Here is a 15,741-nt window from a genome sequence, read left to right as displayed (position 1 = left end):
TAAAACTCTAGATATATTGCTGCTCTAGGAAAATCTTTTGATTTACCTGAGCAGCCTAAAATCTATACTTAGAATAAAGATCTCTAAAATTTACATTGTACGTATTCCGTTCGGTCTAGATTAATAATAAAAATACCATTTAAACTCAAACAACTAACCTTATACGTAAATACAAATTATACAGCCCAATTAATAAATATAGACCGCTCCTGCATTTTCAGCTTCATTGCTCTCAGGGTTTGCGAACAAACCGCTATCCGCTCCATCCTCACCGTTCGCCCCTACAGCTAAACTAGCTCCATCTCCACTTAGCGCAACAGAGCCACCAAAATGGTCTCCCGAGTCTGTGTTGCTCGCCTTAATATAAGCTTCACTAGACCAGTCTACGCCATTAAATATATAGGTATAAACTGCTCCTGCTCTAGTTGAAGATTCGTCTGTATTATCTCCGAACAATCCTTGGCTATAGCTTTTCTCTCCCCATGCTCCCACGGCGATAAAACTGCCATCATCACTCAGCTTTACCGCCTCTCCAAAGTAAGCCGATACATGAGGATTGGAAGCTTTCAAATAGGCAGTTTGCTCCCAAGCGTTTTCTTTTCGAGAAAAAATGTAGACAGCGCCACTGTTAGATCCATTTTGTAATGGGGCGCCAACTGCTAGAGTTTGCCCATTACCACTTAAATTGAGCGCAAATCCAAACCAATCACCAGTGACAGGATTACTAGCCGATATCTTGCTATCTTCCACCCAGGATTCACCATCCAACTGGTATAGATAAACGGAACCTGCCTCTGCATTGTCAGCATAAGCCCCAACTGCGAATGAAGCCCCGGCATCATCAAGGCTTATCGAAGAACCAAAACCTAGCCCCTCAGAAATATCAGTAGCCTTAATGTAGGCATACTGTGACCAACTTCCCTCCTCATTACGGAACACATATACAGCTCCAGAATCTTCAATAGAATCACCATCAAGACCACCATCTTCACTGGGTGCGGTTACTGCTAAAGTAGAACCATTCCCACTAAGGCTAAGGGCATAACCAAATAGGTCATTATTTCCTTGATTGTCTGCTTGAAGTCGGGCGCTATGGACCCAACCTCCATTACTTCGGGAAAAAATATGAACAGCGCCCGCAGAAAAATTATCATTTTCCCCGTTCTCCTTGAATGCCCCTACTGCAAGCGTATAACCATCATCGCTAAGACTCAATGCAGTTCCAAACTCTGCAGCTTCTTGAGGGTCTGGAGACTTAAGATAGGCTTGCTGTGTCCATTCGCCATCTTCCCGACTAAAAATATAAACTGCACCTGAATCAGGTGTCAGGTTATCCTCTTGGTCACCACCGCTATCTTCGAGAGGAGCACCTACTGCAAGCAGGTTGCCATCATCGCTAATTGCTAGATTCCAACCAAACTGATTGTTGTGGTCAACTCCAGCCGGACACTTCTTTAAGCACATTCCTCAAATTCGATAGGGGCTAGATCTCCCAGTGTTGTATGTATTCTGCGTGAGTTGTAATAAGCAATATAGGCTCTTACATCTGCTACCGCATCCTCCCTTGTCGGATAGAGGTTTCCCGTTAACCACTCCCGCTTCAGGCTGCTGAAGAAACGTTCAGTCGGTGCGTTGTCCCAACAATTTCCCTTACGGCTCATTGAACACACCATCCCCTGCTGACTCAATAACATTTGGTAGGTATGGCTGGCATACTGACTGCCACGATCAGAGTGATGCAGGAGACCTTTTGGGGGCGTACGCAAATTGACAGCCATCATCAACGCACGAGTTACCAGGGCCGTTTCCATCTTGCGATCTAGATGCCAACCAACAATCCGGCGCGAATAGAGATCAATCACTACCGCCAAGTACAGCCAGCCCTGCGAAGTCCAAATATATGTAATATCAGTCGTCCAAACTTGATTTTTAGCACTCGGTGAGAACTCCCTATTCAGAAGGTTCTCTGCGACAGGCAGGTGATGTTTACTGTCTGTCGTCAGTGTAAATCGCTTCTTGCGCTTTACTGCCAAGCCTAGCTTTTTCATGAGCTTGCGGACTCGATAGCGCCCGACTTCAAAGCCTTCTTTACGTAACAGCTTCATTAACCGACGACTTCCGAGACTCTGTCTAGATTCTGCAAATAGGGCCTTCAAACGATGGCATAGTTGCCATGTTTGAGCATCTATTGAGCTATTACCACGGCAACACCAATCGTAATAACTAGTCTTACTTACCTGCATTACCCGGCAGAGCACCCTAACAGGAAAGCTGCCTTGCTGTTTTTCAATAAAGCTGTACTTTATTTCATTTCTTTCGCAAAGAAGGCGCTGGCCTTTTTTAGGATTTCTTTCTCCATCCGCAACTGCTTATTTTCACGTCGTAATCGCTCTAATTCTGCGCGCTCGCCTACACCCAACCTCACACCGTCTTCTTCCTGCTTCTGTTCCTTTATCCAGCGTCGCAGGTTATTGGCTGTTGTTCCTACAGCCTCTGCTGCTTTAGAAATTGAATACCCTTGCTCAGAGACTAGCGCTACGGCGTCTTTCTTAAATTCCGGCTTGAAATGCCGACGTGTACCTTTTGTTGTCATACTTCACCTCGCTTGGTAGTTTTACCATCTTAGCGAAGTGTCCGGAAGGATTAGACCACTACCAAGGATGCGACAACCGCGAAGGCTCCAACAAGTTCGCCAACAGCACTTAATGTATCCCATACCATAATCCAGCTCTACTCCTTCGAACAAGACGGTAATTTACATAACATTTAGTGCCAACTCTTAGATTTTACAGATTTACCAACAGATAATGTTCTATTAGCAAAATTATATAATCACCTACCTTGTAACGTTCATTTCATATTTCTATGCATCTGGAAGACTGACGGCCTAAGAAAACAAGAAGAAGGTTAACGTATCCACAACTCTAATATTATTGTCATCTAATAGATCTCACCAAGCAGAAACAAATACTTGCACGCCTGAATACCCTATATGCAATCAGCCAACGACATAACCTTTAGATAAAAGCAAAAATAATTCCTCTGCCATTAAATTTCAGAAATTTAAAATTAGTAAGTAAATGCACCCGCCAAGATTAAACCGAGAAGGAAGAGATGAGGTATATCAACCTAAAAAAAATCGCGGCCACATGTGTTAAACATATTTCTATGCCAACAGAAAACAGGAGAGGAGAGTGAAAGATGAGTTATGAGCGAAATGACAAAGGCATTTCGCTCAGTTATAGCTACTTAGCCGAGAATTTTCTTAACGTGCCTTCTGATTTTTCTGTGTACATTTCTATCATTAGCGATAGAGTTCAGAAATTCCTTGTACTCACTTTTATTAACCGTACCTAGTGCTTTGCAGTACCAAGCGAGTGTATCGATATGCAGTTTATCTACAGGCTGTCGAACATCCTTCTCTACCGCCTGGTAAAACCACTCCTGAATTGCAACTTCAGCAGTTCCGTCACGGACAACTTCCTCAGCGGCAAATCGCTGCATAATCATATCGTTACTATTAAGCAAATTTAATAACCGTGTAGTATGCAAGCTATTAGTGGCTACATGACCTTCCATATTCTGCATCAATGCATTGCGCTTTTGATAAAAACTAAACTTGGTCAGCACATGCTTCGCTCGATTTCTAATCGCACGATTACCACTTTCGCGCATTATCTTATTGATAGTGGGGGAATATTTTGTATTCCCAGATGACGAAAGTGTACGTAACAAATTAACGATTTCACTAATCACTTGTTCATCACGTTGAGCAACTGTCATATTCGCCTGGTGTTTTTCCAGGAGAAGCTGTTCAGCCACATCAAATAAACGTTCATCACTTAATCCAGATCCTGTAATACGATTAGCAGCTTTGGTTAAAGCTAAGTTATCTTCACCTTTTAATTCAGCTATAAAGTTATCTACTTCCTGATTTAGCAAAGACTGAATGTCTTTGGCCAATCCGGTTAAAGGAGAAACTAAAAAAACAAATAAGATAAATAAATGGCTTAATTTCACAAAACACCTTCCATAGAGCTTTAAATTGTTGCCCTAGTAAACTAAGGCAACCTAAAAAAAATAGATCTGAGATTAATTAGAATTTAACCTACTTCAGCCAGATTCCCTTTACTTTCCAGCCACTGCTTGCGATCTCCAGCACGCTTTTTAGCCAGGAGCATATCTAGTAGTTGATTACTGTCATCTCCTGAATCTATATAGAGCTGTACCAGACGACGGGTATTGGGGTCCATCGTAGTTTCACGCAATTGCATAGGATTCATTTCTCCCAATCCCTTAAATCGGGTTACCTGAATCTTGCCTTTTTTCTTTTCTGCACTGATACGATCAAGGATGCCCTGTTTCTCAGATTCATCCAACGCATAATAAACGTCTTTACCGATATCAATTCGGAACAGTGGGGGCATGGCCACATAGACATGACCGTTAGTAACCAACGGACGGAAATGACGTAAGAAAAGCGCGCATAACAGCGTAGCAATATGCAGCCCGTCTGAGTCGGCATCGGCGAGGATACAGATCTTGTTGTAACGCAAGCCTTCCAGGTTATCGCTGCCCGGGTCCACCCCGAGAGCTACAGCAATATCATGCACTTCCTGGCTAGCGAGAATTTCCCCTGAGTCAACTTCCCACGTATTCAGGATTTTACCACGCAGCGGCATGATAGCCTGGAATTCCCGATCCCGCGCCTGCTTGGCGGAGCCACCAGCTGAATCACCCTCCACCAGGAAGAGTTCAGAACGCGTGGTATCTCCACTGGAGCAGTCTGCCAGTTTGCCAGGCAAGGCCGGCCCCTGAGTAACTTTTTTACGCGCAACTTTTTTCGCGGAGCGCATACGCTTCTGTGCATTGCCAATACACAATTCCGCCAGTTTATCGCCCTCTTCCGTATGCTGGTTCAGCCACAAGCTGAATGCATCTTTGGCGACACCGGAAATAAATGCGGTCGCTTCACGGGAGGAAAGTCTTTCTTTTGTCTGGCCCGAGAATTGGGGATCAGCCAGTTTGGCAGAGAGAACGTAAGAACACTGGCTCCAAATATCTTCTGGTCCCAATTTAATTCCGCGCGGTAGCAGATTGCGGATTTCACAGTATTCGCGCATTGCTTCCAGCAGGCCGGCCCGCAAACCGTTGACATGGGTACCGCCCTGAGCGGTGGGAATCAAGTTTACGTAGGATTCAGCGGTGACTTCTCCGCCCTCTGGCAACCATTGGACCGCCCAGTCTGCCGCCTCAGTAGTAGCTGTAAAACTACCTACAAATGGTTCTGCTGGCAGTACTTCCCAGCCCTGATTTGCAGCGGCCAAATAGTCCTTGAGGCCATCTTCGTAATACCACTCATCGGACTCGCCATCCTGCTCATTGATAAACGTAACCGTGAGACCCGGGCAGAGCACCGCCTTGGCACGCAGAAGGTGTCGTAGGCGCACCACTGAAAATTTAGCGGAATCAAAATATTGGGGATCTGGTAAGAAGCGAACACTGGTGCCTGTTGTGCGCTTGCCGCACTCACCTACTACTTCCAGGTCGGAGGCCTTTTCACCATCCTTAAAGCCAATGCGATGAACCTTACCATCTCGCTGGATAGTAACCTCCAGCACTTTTGAGAGGGCATTAACCACCGAAACACCAACACCGTGAAGGCCGCCGGAGAATTGGTAATTGTCATTGGAAAACTTACCGCCGGCGTGCAGAGTGGAGAGGATAACCTCTACACCAGGCCGTCCCTGCTCGGGGTGGATATCGACAGGCATACCGCGGCCGTTGTCGCTGACAGAAAGCGAGTGGTCCTTGTGTAACACCACTTCAATTTTCTTGGCATGTCCGGCCAGGGCTTCGTCGACACTGTTGTCGATTACCTCCTGAGCCAGGTGATTTGGGCGTGCGGTATCGGTATACATCCCGGGGCGCTTACGCACCGGATCTAGTCCCGTGAGTACCTCAATATCTTCGGCGGAATAATTAGCCATAATTCTTATTGATTACTGCTCGTTAAATAGAAATTCGGTGATAGGGTCGCAATAGCGTGCGAACTCCTGGAAACTATGATCGCCACCGTCTTCAATGGTCTGGCGTTGTCCTTGGTAGAAATCCTGCGCATCGCGATAATCCAGAACTTCATCCCCGCGCTGGGCGAGTAACCAGTAGCAACTCTGCAACGGCTTCTCCAATTTATCCTGTACCCGCTGCATGGCATCTACATCAACCAGGGTAAGACGGAATTCCTCTTCTTCACCGCTATAGGGTTTTAAAACCTTCCCCACATAGGCTGGAATAAAGCGCGCGGGGCGCACTGCGGGATTTATCAGTACAGCGGGCAATCGGAAGCGCTCACCAAGGTAAGTGCACCAAAAGCCCCCCATAGAACTCCCCACCAATCCAATGGGTCCCCTATCTGACTGCCGAAGGAGATCCTCCACAAGAGCCACCAACGATTTCTGCGCCTCCTCTGTATAGGGAGGAATCTGCGGTGCACAGAAGGTAACATGCGGGTATTGGGCCTGGAGCCGTTCTCGCATCAACTGGCATTTGAAGGACTGTGGTGATGAAAGGAAGCCGTGCAGATATATCAGCACCGGCCTTCCCTGAAGATCATTAGTTTGCATAGGCGGTGATTATAGCGCCCATATCGTCAATCGGGGGCGCTATGTAACCAGAAGCCTCAAACCGTGTGGGAATCACAGCAATGTGCGATTCAAACTGGCAAAGGCCCGCCCCATATCTACACGCATATCAGACCAGAAAGTAACACTGGTAAAGCGCTCCATGCGCCCACCCGGGCCATAGGCACCAAAGTTCTCACCGATATCGCGGCGATCCCGGAAGCGCATCACTGCATTGCCCTCTCGATCATAAAGAGTTCCAACCAGTACCCCATAGGCACTCTGCTCGGTGTAGACGCGCCAGATCCAGGGAGAGGGGTCCAGTGGCGCAGCTACCGAAAATTTCTCCAGGGATAAGGACAATGTGTAATCTGCCTCTTCCTGCTCCTCTGCTACCACGCTGTTACGCGGTTCGAGAAACTTCTCGGCAAACGTTTTGACCAACAGTGCATTCATCTGCTGTAGGTCCCTATCATCCAGCTCGTAATCTTTCTCTCTGTAGCGGGTGCGCGGCAACGAAGAAAAACGCTTGGTGTAGTCAATTTGCACAGGGGCAATAAACACTTTGGAGCCGCTCATATCAAAAGCAAAGGCTGCGGCAACTTCATCCAGCGAGCTGGATCTGGGAACCAAACCTTGGCTATCCTCCTGTTCAGCCAACTTTGAGTCCCCCACCTTACTGGGATCATGAGCACAGGCACCGACTAATAACGCCAAGCCAATGAGCGGTAAAACAAATATTCTGTTCATTATTATTCCTCACTTCCCGATGTTATCCACTTAGCGGACGGAGTAGCTGCAAAATACGCATGAAATGAGGGGCAGTAGCGCAAATAAAACCCCAGTACCTATTAGCGTATTTTATCAACTGTCAAATACTACTATTGATTCTGGTATGCCCCATTAAACAAATATCATCAATGATCATAAGTCTGGGGAAATTTCATTGTACGGTCAGAAGACAAAAAAGATAATGGTAAGTTCGTAAAGGGAGGCTTTACAAATAAAGGCGAGCTAGAAACTCTCAAATAAAACGATAGAAATCCCACAAAGTGGGACTTCAAAAAAGCAGGCACACCTCAAGGAGAAGTGACTCAGTAGCCGGAAGATGCAAAATCGACAGAGTATTTTGAAACCTCAACCCGTTCGACCCCGGTTTTATAGCTACCGTCATCATATAAATCGAACCAACGATATCCCGGCATCTCGTCGTCTACAGCAAAAGGCCCACTACCCGGAGTAAATTGTACAGATGTGGAAGGTGTCGCATGTAAGCCGACCCGACCCTCATGATTATCAAACTGCTGGTGTACATGGCCCCACACGAGCGCTTTGACTTGGGGCGCTTTGGATACCATTTGCAAGAGTTGCTCACGTCCATCGCGCAGCATATGGCCATCAATCCACTTACTACCCACCTGTACCGGCTGGTGGTGCATCATGATCATTACCGGGTGTTCCCGGGTTTCCCAAAGCAGCAGCTGCAAACGCTCAAGCTGAGCTTCGCTGAGACCGCCACATATCTGGTTTTCAACACTGGTATCGAGAAGCAAGAGGCGCCAATTTCCTAGGGCAACCACTTCTGTACAGCGTTGTGGGGCCAGCTGTTTCATACGAGAGCTTAAGTCGTGATTCCCCGGTAGCCAATACCAAGGTTTCTGCACCCTGCGCATTTTCTGAAGAAACCGGCGGTAAGAGGCCTCGGCCCCATTCGCGCTAATATCTCCTGTCGCCACCAGCAGCTGCGCTGCCTGCTGCCTGGAAACGATTGCGGACAGTACCTCATCCAAAGTATGACCGGTATCCAAACCCAGTAGTTGATAATCCGGCCGGCTGCCAATGTGTGGGTCTGTTATTTGGATCAGACGATATGAATTGGTCTTATCGGACCTGCTAGGCTCATTGTGCTCGCGAATCACTTGCTCACCTTGTAATCACATCCATGTGTTCTACCGCAGAATTAAATTTTTCGGCCATCCAGCACTAATTGAAATTCTGCGCGACCATTTGCAAGACAGTACTCAAGCCACTCACCGAGAAAACGGTTGGCCTGAGGCCTCTCATCTGCGCGCTGCATACGGGAATTTGGGTAAGCGATATCCACTCCTTTACCACCTACCGGTCCACAGCCATTAACTGCTATCACCTCTGCCATCCGCGCATCGTGATAGAGACGAGCGGTCAGGTTGGGAGATGCCAGCCAGTGGCTTTCACTGAGATTTACCTCTGCGTCCAGTGACACTTCTGTGGTGTACCTGGATCTCGCTACCACTCTCAGCTTTAAGCTGCCACCAGGGATTTGATAGCACCATTGCTCTCTCTCTGAAAGCTCAGGTAGCAGCCTCAGTAGACGTAGGTAGTTAGCGTCGCAGTCGGCATGATAAGACGGTAAATCGACGCGATATACTGCTTTACCGTTGCCATTTGGCGACATTTTCATCTGCCTGCGCTGGCGCGCACCTACCTCACGTACTAGAGCCATTATCAACACTCCAATTCATTTGCCGCCGTGACTTACATCTCAGTTTACCTTTTGTGCGGGTAAAGTAGCGCAAAGAGCTGTGACCGCTCAGGAGGGTGGCGTCATATGAGTAAACTGCTTCCGATTTAACTCTAGCCACTGCACCGAAATCAGTGTGGTGGCATTGTCTATCGGGTTTTCTCCCGGGCCGTAATTCCCCCGCATCGCATCTACGACGTTCTGCCTCGGGAATACCCGCAAACGGATATCCTCATTTTCCTCAGCCAAGCCGAATACGCCCTCGGCCTGCTCCAAATCTACCAGGGCACAATACAGATGTATCCGCTCCGAGCTGCCCCCTGGGCTGGGGATATAACTGTGGATAAAATGCAGGGCGTCCACAGTACATCCAGACTCTTCCAACACCTCTCTGCGCGCTACATCCTCCAGACTCTCCCCTTTCTCCACCATACCGGCTACCACTTCAAGACACCAAGGCCCTGCTGGGCGCCCCAGGGCACCAGTGCGGAATTGCTCGGTAAGTGCCAACAGGTCCCTGACAGGATCGTAAAGTAAGACTCCAACGGCCTCTCCGCGCTGAAACAGTTCCCGCTCTATTTCATTGCTCCAACCCCCGCGAAACAAGCGGTGGCGCAATCGCAGGCGCACCATAGTGAAAAATCCCTTAAACACGGTTTCCCTGGAAATTATGTCTACCGAATCAGCGGTGAACTCCGGGTTTAAATCAGTTCGACTGTTATCTTGTGGCATGGTTCGTCTTTCCCTAGGTTTCGGTTTTGCCGCGCTGCTTCCGCGACAAGACCGGGGTACCAGCTGTTATACTCTGCGCCCACCGTACCAGCCGCTGACTGCAGAGGCTATCCGGGTTTCCGTGTTGAATTTCGAGAGTACACAACATGAGAGTGCTGAATATCGCCTATCAGCAGCTACGGCGCTATGGCAAGACAAGGGTTAGCTGGGCACAAAAGCTCACCTTCGGCCTGATTAAAAATGACCACTACACCCAAGTGTTCAGCGACCGCGATATCGCCGCATTTGAGGCACCCTTTGGTATTCGCGACCTGGGTGTAAAAAAGGCGAACCGACGCTTGATGGAAACTGTCGAGGCCTTTGAGCCAGACCTGATCATCGCAGGCCACTGCGATATGATCACTAACGACACCCTGAAGGCCATTAAGCAACGCCTGCCCAATTGCTTTATCGCTCACTGCAATAATGATCCCCTCTTTGTTCCCAGCAATGTCGAGCGAATCAAATACCGCGCAGAAGTCGCCGATGCAGTTTTTGTATCCACCGGGCGAAGAGAACTGAAAATATTTGAGGGCTTTGGTGCTCGTGTTTATCACATGCCGAACCCAGTTGAACCCTCGATTGAAAACCTCAATAACGCTGAACGCACAGATTTAGCCATCGACCTGCTTTTCTGCAGTAACAGCAATAATTTCACCAAGCGTCTGCAAATGGTTAAAAACCTGAAAGATGCCTTGGGGGATTCGCTGAACTTTAAAACCTATGGCAGCTTCGGCGAGGCTCCCGTTTGGGGCCGCGACTACGACCACGCTCTATCTCAAACCAAAATGGGACTGAATTTCAATCGCCAAGATACCCATTACTGGTACTCCTCAGCACGCATGGCGCAGTTGGCGGGCAACGGTATTTTGCAGTTCACCAGTGATAAATTACATTTTGACGACTTGTTGCCTGCTGAGAGCGTCGTTTATTTCTCCGATGAGCAGGACCTATTAGAAAAAATCCGCGAATTTAACGGTGACGATGCCAAGCGACGCGCCTGGGCCGCACGGGCCAGGGAGTTTTTCCACAATGAAATGAACTCGAAGCTCTACGCTCAGTACATTGTCGAAGCCACAAGCTTACAGCCTTTTAGCCACGACTATGCTTGGGCTCAAGATATCAATCTGGATGGCACACTCAGGTAGTGTTACGCCCACTCTATTCGATCAGATGCAATAGATTATGAGTAATAACCCAATTCGAGTCGCACAGATACTCGCCGGTGCTGAGCACGGTGGTGCTGAGAATTTCTTTGTGCGTCTCGTCAGTGGATTAAATCCCCGCAGCGAAATTACAGAAAAAGCGTTTATTCGCAACCACGATCACCGGGTACAGGCACTGCGTAGCAACAGTGTTGAAACCGAAGGTTTTAAATTTGGTGGCAAGCTGGATTTTCTCGGCCGAAAAAAATACCGAGATGCCCTGAACCAATGGCAACCGGATATCGTGATGACTTGGATGGGACGTGCCACTTCAATCACCCCCAACTCTGAAAAATACCGATTGGTAAGCCGCCTAGGGCACTATTACAACCTGAAGTATTACCGTCACGCAGATTATTGGATCGGCATCAGCAAAGGTATCTGCCAGCATTTAAGGGACGGAGGCATCCCCAAGGATAAAATTTTCCATATCCCCAATTTTGCCGATGAGACACCAGTTAATCCGCTGCCTAGAAACAGCTTCAATACTCCGGAAGACCGGCCCCTGATCCTGGCTGCAGGCCGCCTGCATATCAATAAAGGGTTCGACACCCTCCTGCATTCACTCACCCAGGTTCCCAATGCCACTTTGTGGCTCGCCGGTAGCGGTCCCGAAGAGAGTAAATTGAAATCCCTGTGCCATCAACTCGGCCTGGAAGAGCGGGTTCGCTTCCTGGGTTGGCGCAACGATGTCACCACGTTGATGCGCACTGCGGATATGTTCGTGTGCCCTTCTCGACATGAGGGCCTGGGCTCTATTGTGATGGAGTCCTGGGCCCATCGCTGCCCTATAGTAGCGACAGACTCTCAGGGCCCTGGAGAAGTGATTACCAATGGCAAAACCGGTCTGATTACCCCTATCGATAATGCCGATGAACTGGCCAAAGCCATGAAGTCCGTTATCGAGTCGCCGGAATTGCGCCAAAGCCTGATCGAAAATGCGGCCGAGGAGTACGCAACAACATATGCGAAACAGGTTATCGTCGACTCCTATATCGATCTATATGAAAACCTGATGAAGAAAGGGCGCTAATTGTGAATAGCAGCCACCTTTAACCCGGTGGCTGCTAAATCGTATTTTTCGTTTCGTGTCAAATCGTGCTTATTGATAAGCCGGAGGCAAATCCCGCAAAAGAGCGCTAACCCCATTGGCGATCAGTCGTTGACGCTGCTCAATACTATCGGGGCGTGTTAACAATTCGCTGGCTCTCCCCCCCCAAATCACAGCCCCGCCCGGGCGCCCAATACCCACACTCATAATCACCAAGGGGGCATCTGTCAGGGGCGGTAGTTCCACTACATCCTGTGGAGCATTGCTATCAAACTGTTTGTCCCAGCTGGGGTCCCGGGTATCACCGGAGAAAAACTCATCGACTACCGCAACCTGGTAATCCACCACCATATCTGCATCCTGGTCCTGGGAGACTTGGCGATATCCTCGTTGCTGTAACTCTGCGGCAACGGTATCCCGCATTTCTTCATCCAACTCCACCAGCTGGGCAGAGGCATCTTCTGAGCCACTCAACGGCGCTACCCCCCATTTATACGTGGCAAAGGCAACCGGTGGCTCCCCTGTAGCGGCTTTTTCAACCTGTATCTCCTGGCAACCCGCCAATAGCAAGATACTCAGCAAGCCTGTTAATAAATAGCGCATAAAAACTCCTACATTCCCGTACTTATTTTACTGGTTCGACCGTGCCGTAAAGTTCTATCTTAGGACTCCAGGTATACCACTTGGGTTCAGCTTTCGGGTAGAGAGGGAAATGGCTGCCCGACTCCACTTCAAATCCCATAAAAGGGGCTTCTGGCGTGGCAAATGCGATCCCCCCCTGCAACAGGGCCTGAGCCGATTCTGTGTTGATATTAAGCCCACTTTTCAGACCGAAATTCACATCGACGCCACTGGCATTCCAAAACACCGTGTGCTCTCGCACCAGGGGCTGGTATTGGGGTTCGATATGAACATAGATATACACTCGATCAGCATACTCCCCCAAGGAAAAACCTGTAACCTCTCCCACTTTTACCTGGCGATAATAAACCGGACTCCCTGCTACCAGAGATCCACGCCTCGCAGCATCCAGGATAATTCCCAGTCCAGGGCGAGTAAAAGTTTCTGCAAGATCCTCTTCCGGTGCCTGTTCCAAAGCGTAAAACTTTGTCTGTGGATCTCCTAAGCCAGGCTCAAGCGCCAGGTAGCGCCCTGTAATCAGGGTATCCAGATGGGCAATCTTATCGATGCTAATTTGCGGGGAAACCACCCATATACGTGTGCCCTCCCGAGCAAACTGCTCTCCGCGATGATAAAGCTTGGCCCTGGCCCACACCTCGCCCAAAGAGCGATCGAGTCTCAGGCGAGTAATCTCTCCAACTTGTACCCCACGGTAGCGCAACGGTGCTCCAACTCTCAGCCCCTCGGCACTGACAAGGCTGACTTGAATTTGTATTCCCCCCTCCATAGCCGCTTCCCGACTGCTGAAAAGAGGGAACTGGTCTCCATTTTTTGCCTGCCCGCCTTTTCCAAGGTCTTCCCGGCGTATGCCAAAGGCGATACCGCCACGCAGGAGTGACATCAGAGAATCTGCCTCCACTTCCACCCCCTCGGTCAAGCTTGCTGTTGCCCGCAATCCGCTCACATTCCAGAACCGAACGCCTTCCTGCACAAAGTGGGCATAGCGGGGCTCTATCACCACATAAACCTCTACCCCCTCGCCATCCCTACGCAATTCCATTCCCTGGACTTTTCCTACCTCTATACGGCGAAAATAAACCGGCGCGCCCCGCTGCAAAGACCCGGGATTGCGTGAAGTGAGGCGTAAATGCAGCCCCGGCACACGGGGGTCCATCGGTGGCGCAGAGGTTCGCGCAGTGAAATTGCGCTGGGAGCGCTGTCCTTTGCGCAAATCTACTTCTATGCGATTACCTTGGATTAAATCGTTTAGTCCGCCAGTAAAGTCGAAGGTCGGGGGGGCTAGCCAAAAACGTGTATTTTCGGTGAGCAATTCATCCGTTGTCGGATCCATCAGAACTTTGACTTCCATACCATTCAAACGGCGGTTTGCCTTGGTCCCACTGACTTCCCCTACCTGTATGCCCTGGTAGTAAACCTTCGTAGAATCCGGAGTAACATTCACCCCCTGATCGAAATTTAACGTCACTGGAATTCCCGCATCTGCTGCGGCAAAATTTTTATATAACTCAAACTCACTGCCATTTACAGCGAGTGGAGACTGACGTTGATTTTCCGGGGTATAAAAACTTACGCCCCCGGCAAAAAGTGCTGCCAGGGATTCTAAATTGACACTGATACCGCTAATACCGCCTTCAATAGAGATCCCTGAACTATTCCAAAAGCGGCTGCCCCGATGAACCAGATAGGCATATTCCCGACGAATAAATAATTCGATACTGACTTCAGTTCCGTTTCGATCCAAACGGTAATCCGCTACCTGACCAACTCGCAGCTGACGATAATATACTGGTGATCCACGACTTAAAGAGCCCAAACGACGGGACTGCAAAACAACACGCAAGCCATCCCCACGGATAAATGCAGGAGGCTGATCCAGGGCAACAAAGTTGCGTTTGCGCTTACCACTACCTGATTCAACGGCAATATAATTGCCAGAAAGTAGTGTTTCCAAGCCGCTAATTCCGGTAATAGATAACTCGGGTTTTACTACCCAAAACTCAGTGCCCTCTACCAATAAATATTCTGCACTGCGATTTAAACTAACTTCGGCCAGAACGCCATCGGCTCCATTCAGCTCTTTCGCATTAGGTACAAGGCGCACATCCTGGACCATACCAATATCGACCCCGGAATATTTGACCACCGTTTTTCCTTTTACCAGGCCGTCGCCAGAATGAAATAAAATAGTGGCTTTAACGTCTCCCTCTGACAAATCCTGATAGAGCAACCAGAGAGCAATCAGCCCCGCGATCAAAGGTAAAATCCACACTAGGGGTAACCCCCTGCTTGCGCGCACTACTCCCCGCTGAGCGCCTCCATCCAAGCGAGACGCATCACTCGTATCCTGCGGGGGCAGCTCATCAGCCATTTTCTGCGGCGCTCCTATGAGCCGTTTCTGGCTCTACTGCAGACTCATATAAATCTCCGTCATAGGCATCCCAAATTAAACGGGAATCGAAAGTTCGTGCCGCCAACATGGTTACCACTACCACAGAGGCAAAAGCTGTCGCACCAGCTCCAGCAGTTACCTGGGAAATAAATCCCATATCCACTAGCGACACCAAAATTGAAATCATAAATAAGTCTAAGAGTGACCAGCGCCCGATGCCGGAAACTACTCGATATATTTTCATGGACTGAATGGGGTCGAAGGACAGGCGCAACTGAATTTGGATCAGGAGCAATCCCAATCCCAGTAGCTTCATCACAGGAACTGCAATACTGGCAACAAAGACAATTAAAGCTATTCCCCACATTCCCGAGTTATAGAGTTGCATGACCCCGCTAATGATAGTGCTGGGATCACCGGCACCTAAATAAACTACCGTCATTATCGGTAGCACATTGGCAGGTAAAAGCAATAAAGTGCCAGTAATCGTCAGAGCCCAAGTTAACATTAAGCTTCCTTCGATTCTGCTGTGTACTCTCGCTCCACAGCGCGGACATCGG

General features: G+C 48.8%; 14 protein-coding genes. 2 read left to right on the top strand and 12 right to left on the bottom strand.

Features of this window, described 5'->3' with window-relative positions; all coding sequences use genetic code 11:
* Positions 1-189: 189 nt before the first annotated feature.
* From ACJJIL_RS01215 to ACJJIL_RS01175, 9 genes are all read right to left on the bottom strand, one after another.
* Positions 190-1,464 carry an FG-GAP repeat protein gene (locus ACJJIL_RS01215; protein WP_445361003.1) on the bottom strand — a complete coding sequence of 425 codons (1,275 nt, stop codon included), beginning with the start codon at positions 1,462-1,464 and terminating at the stop codon, positions 190-192.
* Positions 1,455-2,593 (bottom strand): IS3 family transposase gene (locus ACJJIL_RS01210; RefSeq protein WP_445361002.1). Its coding sequence is split into 2 segments (ribosomal slippage): positions 1,455-2,344 and positions 2,344-2,593, totalling 1,140 coding nucleotides; the frame shifts between segments, so codons are not numbered across the junction. Before ACJJIL_RS01210 ends, ACJJIL_RS01215 begins: the two co-directional genes overlap by 10 nt.
* Positions 2,594-3,249: 656 nt before the next feature.
* On the bottom strand, positions 3,250-4,020 hold the full coding sequence (locus tag ACJJIL_RS01205; protein WP_444907089.1) for a hypothetical protein: 771 nt from the start codon (positions 4,018-4,020) through the stop codon (positions 3,250-3,252).
* Between the two features lie 83 nt (positions 4,021-4,103).
* The gene (gene parE, locus ACJJIL_RS01200) at positions 4,104-5,990 is read right to left on the bottom strand and encodes a DNA topoisomerase IV subunit B (protein ID WP_445361001.1); all 1,887 of its coding nucleotides are present in this window, start codon (positions 5,988-5,990) and stop codon (positions 4,104-4,106) included.
* 12 nt (positions 5,991-6,002) lie between these two features.
* On the bottom strand, positions 6,003-6,596 hold the full coding sequence (locus tag ACJJIL_RS01195) for a YqiA/YcfP family alpha/beta fold hydrolase (RefSeq protein WP_445361000.1): 594 nt from the start codon (positions 6,594-6,596) through the stop codon (positions 6,003-6,005).
* A gap of 102 nt (positions 6,597-6,698) precedes the next feature.
* The gene (locus tag ACJJIL_RS01190; RefSeq protein WP_445360999.1) at positions 6,699-7,373 is read right to left on the bottom strand and encodes a hypothetical protein; all 675 of its coding nucleotides are present in this window, start codon (positions 7,371-7,373) and stop codon (positions 6,699-6,701) included.
* Positions 7,374-7,717: 344 nt separating this feature from the next.
* Complete coding sequence (gene cpdA / locus ACJJIL_RS01185; protein WP_444892187.1) at positions 7,718-8,542, bottom strand: 3',5'-cyclic-AMP phosphodiesterase; 825 nt, start codon at positions 8,540-8,542, stop codon at positions 7,718-7,720.
* 41 nt (positions 8,543-8,583) lie between these two features.
* Positions 8,584-9,105, bottom strand: a complete 522-nt coding sequence (locus ACJJIL_RS01180) for a DUF1249 domain-containing protein (protein WP_413663544.1) — start codon at positions 9,103-9,105, stop codon at positions 8,584-8,586.
* Between the two features lie 87 nt (positions 9,106-9,192).
* The gene (locus ACJJIL_RS01175) at positions 9,193-9,855 is read right to left on the bottom strand and encodes an NUDIX domain-containing protein (RefSeq protein ID WP_445360998.1); all 663 of its coding nucleotides are present in this window, start codon (positions 9,853-9,855) and stop codon (positions 9,193-9,195) included.
* A 146-nt stretch (positions 9,856-10,001) separates the two neighbouring features.
* Between ACJJIL_RS01175 and ACJJIL_RS01170 the strand changes: the two genes are divergently transcribed.
* Together ACJJIL_RS01170 and ACJJIL_RS01165 are read left to right on the top strand one after the other, a co-directional pair.
* Positions 10,002-11,042, top strand: a complete 1,041-nt coding sequence (locus ACJJIL_RS01170; protein WP_444892190.1) for a glycosyltransferase family protein — start codon at positions 10,002-10,004, stop codon at positions 11,040-11,042.
* Positions 11,043-11,079: 37 nt separating this feature from the next.
* A complete protein-coding gene (locus ACJJIL_RS01165) occupies positions 11,080-12,132 on the top strand; it encodes a glycosyltransferase (protein ID WP_444892191.1) in 1,053 nt (350 codons plus the stop codon).
* Positions 12,133-12,201: 69 nt separating this feature from the next.
* Here the strand turns inward: ACJJIL_RS01165 and ACJJIL_RS01160 are convergent, their stop codons facing one another.
* From ACJJIL_RS01160 to ACJJIL_RS01150, 3 genes are read right to left on the bottom strand one after another with little or no spacing between them, the layout of a single operon-like run.
* Positions 12,202-12,753 (bottom strand): DUF4136 domain-containing protein, encoded by a 552-nt coding sequence (locus ACJJIL_RS01160; RefSeq protein WP_444958796.1) that lies wholly within the window; start codon positions 12,751-12,753, stop codon positions 12,202-12,204.
* 22 nt (positions 12,754-12,775) lie between these two features.
* Positions 12,776-15,160, bottom strand: a complete 2,385-nt coding sequence (locus ACJJIL_RS01155; protein WP_444895908.1) for a PqiB family protein — start codon at positions 15,158-15,160, stop codon at positions 12,776-12,778.
* The gene (locus tag ACJJIL_RS01150; protein WP_413663550.1) at positions 15,153-15,689 is read right to left on the bottom strand and encodes a paraquat-inducible protein A; all 537 of its coding nucleotides are present in this window, start codon (positions 15,687-15,689) and stop codon (positions 15,153-15,155) included. The genes ACJJIL_RS01155 and ACJJIL_RS01150 overlap by 8 nt, the downstream gene beginning before the upstream one ends.
* Positions 15,690-15,741 lie beyond the last annotated feature (52 nt).

Source organism: Microbulbifer maximicatervae (SeqCode), from assembly GCF_052468095.1.
This window is presented reverse-complemented; position numbering and strand designations above follow the sequence as displayed.

Excerpts from the sequence above, each read along its gene's own strand:
- ACJJIL_RS01215 (WP_445361003.1), bottom strand. The coding sequence starts at position 1,464 with ATGTGCTTAAAGAAGTGTCCGGCTGGAGTTGACCACAACAATCAGTTT.
- parE (WP_445361001.1), bottom strand. The coding sequence starts at position 5,990 with ATGGCTAATTATTCCGCCGAAGATATTGAGGTACTCACGGGACTAGAT.
- ACJJIL_RS01190 (WP_445360999.1), bottom strand. The coding sequence starts at position 7,373 with ATGAACAGAATATTTGTTTTACCGCTCATTGGCTTGGCGTTATTAGTC.
- ACJJIL_RS01180 (WP_413663544.1), bottom strand. The coding sequence starts at position 9,105 with ATGGCTCTAGTACGTGAGGTAGGTGCGCGCCAGCGCAGGCAGATGAAA.
- ACJJIL_RS01175 (WP_445360998.1), bottom strand. The coding sequence starts at position 9,855 with ATGCCACAAGATAACAGTCGAACTGATTTAAACCCGGAGTTCACCGCT.
- ACJJIL_RS01170 (WP_444892190.1), top strand. The coding sequence starts at position 10,002 with ATGAGAGTGCTGAATATCGCCTATCAGCAGCTACGGCGCTATGGCAAG.
- ACJJIL_RS01165 (WP_444892191.1), top strand. The coding sequence starts at position 11,080 with ATGAGTAATAACCCAATTCGAGTCGCACAGATACTCGCCGGTGCTGAG.
- ACJJIL_RS01160 (WP_444958796.1), bottom strand. The coding sequence starts at position 12,753 with ATGCGCTATTTATTAACAGGCTTGCTGAGTATCTTGCTATTGGCGGGT.
- ACJJIL_RS01155 (WP_444895908.1), bottom strand. The coding sequence starts at position 15,160 with ATGGCTGATGAGCTGCCCCCGCAGGATACGAGTGATGCGTCTCGCTTG.
- ACJJIL_RS01150 (WP_413663550.1), bottom strand. The coding sequence starts at position 15,689 with ATGTTAACTTGGGCTCTGACGATTACTGGCACTTTATTGCTTTTACCT.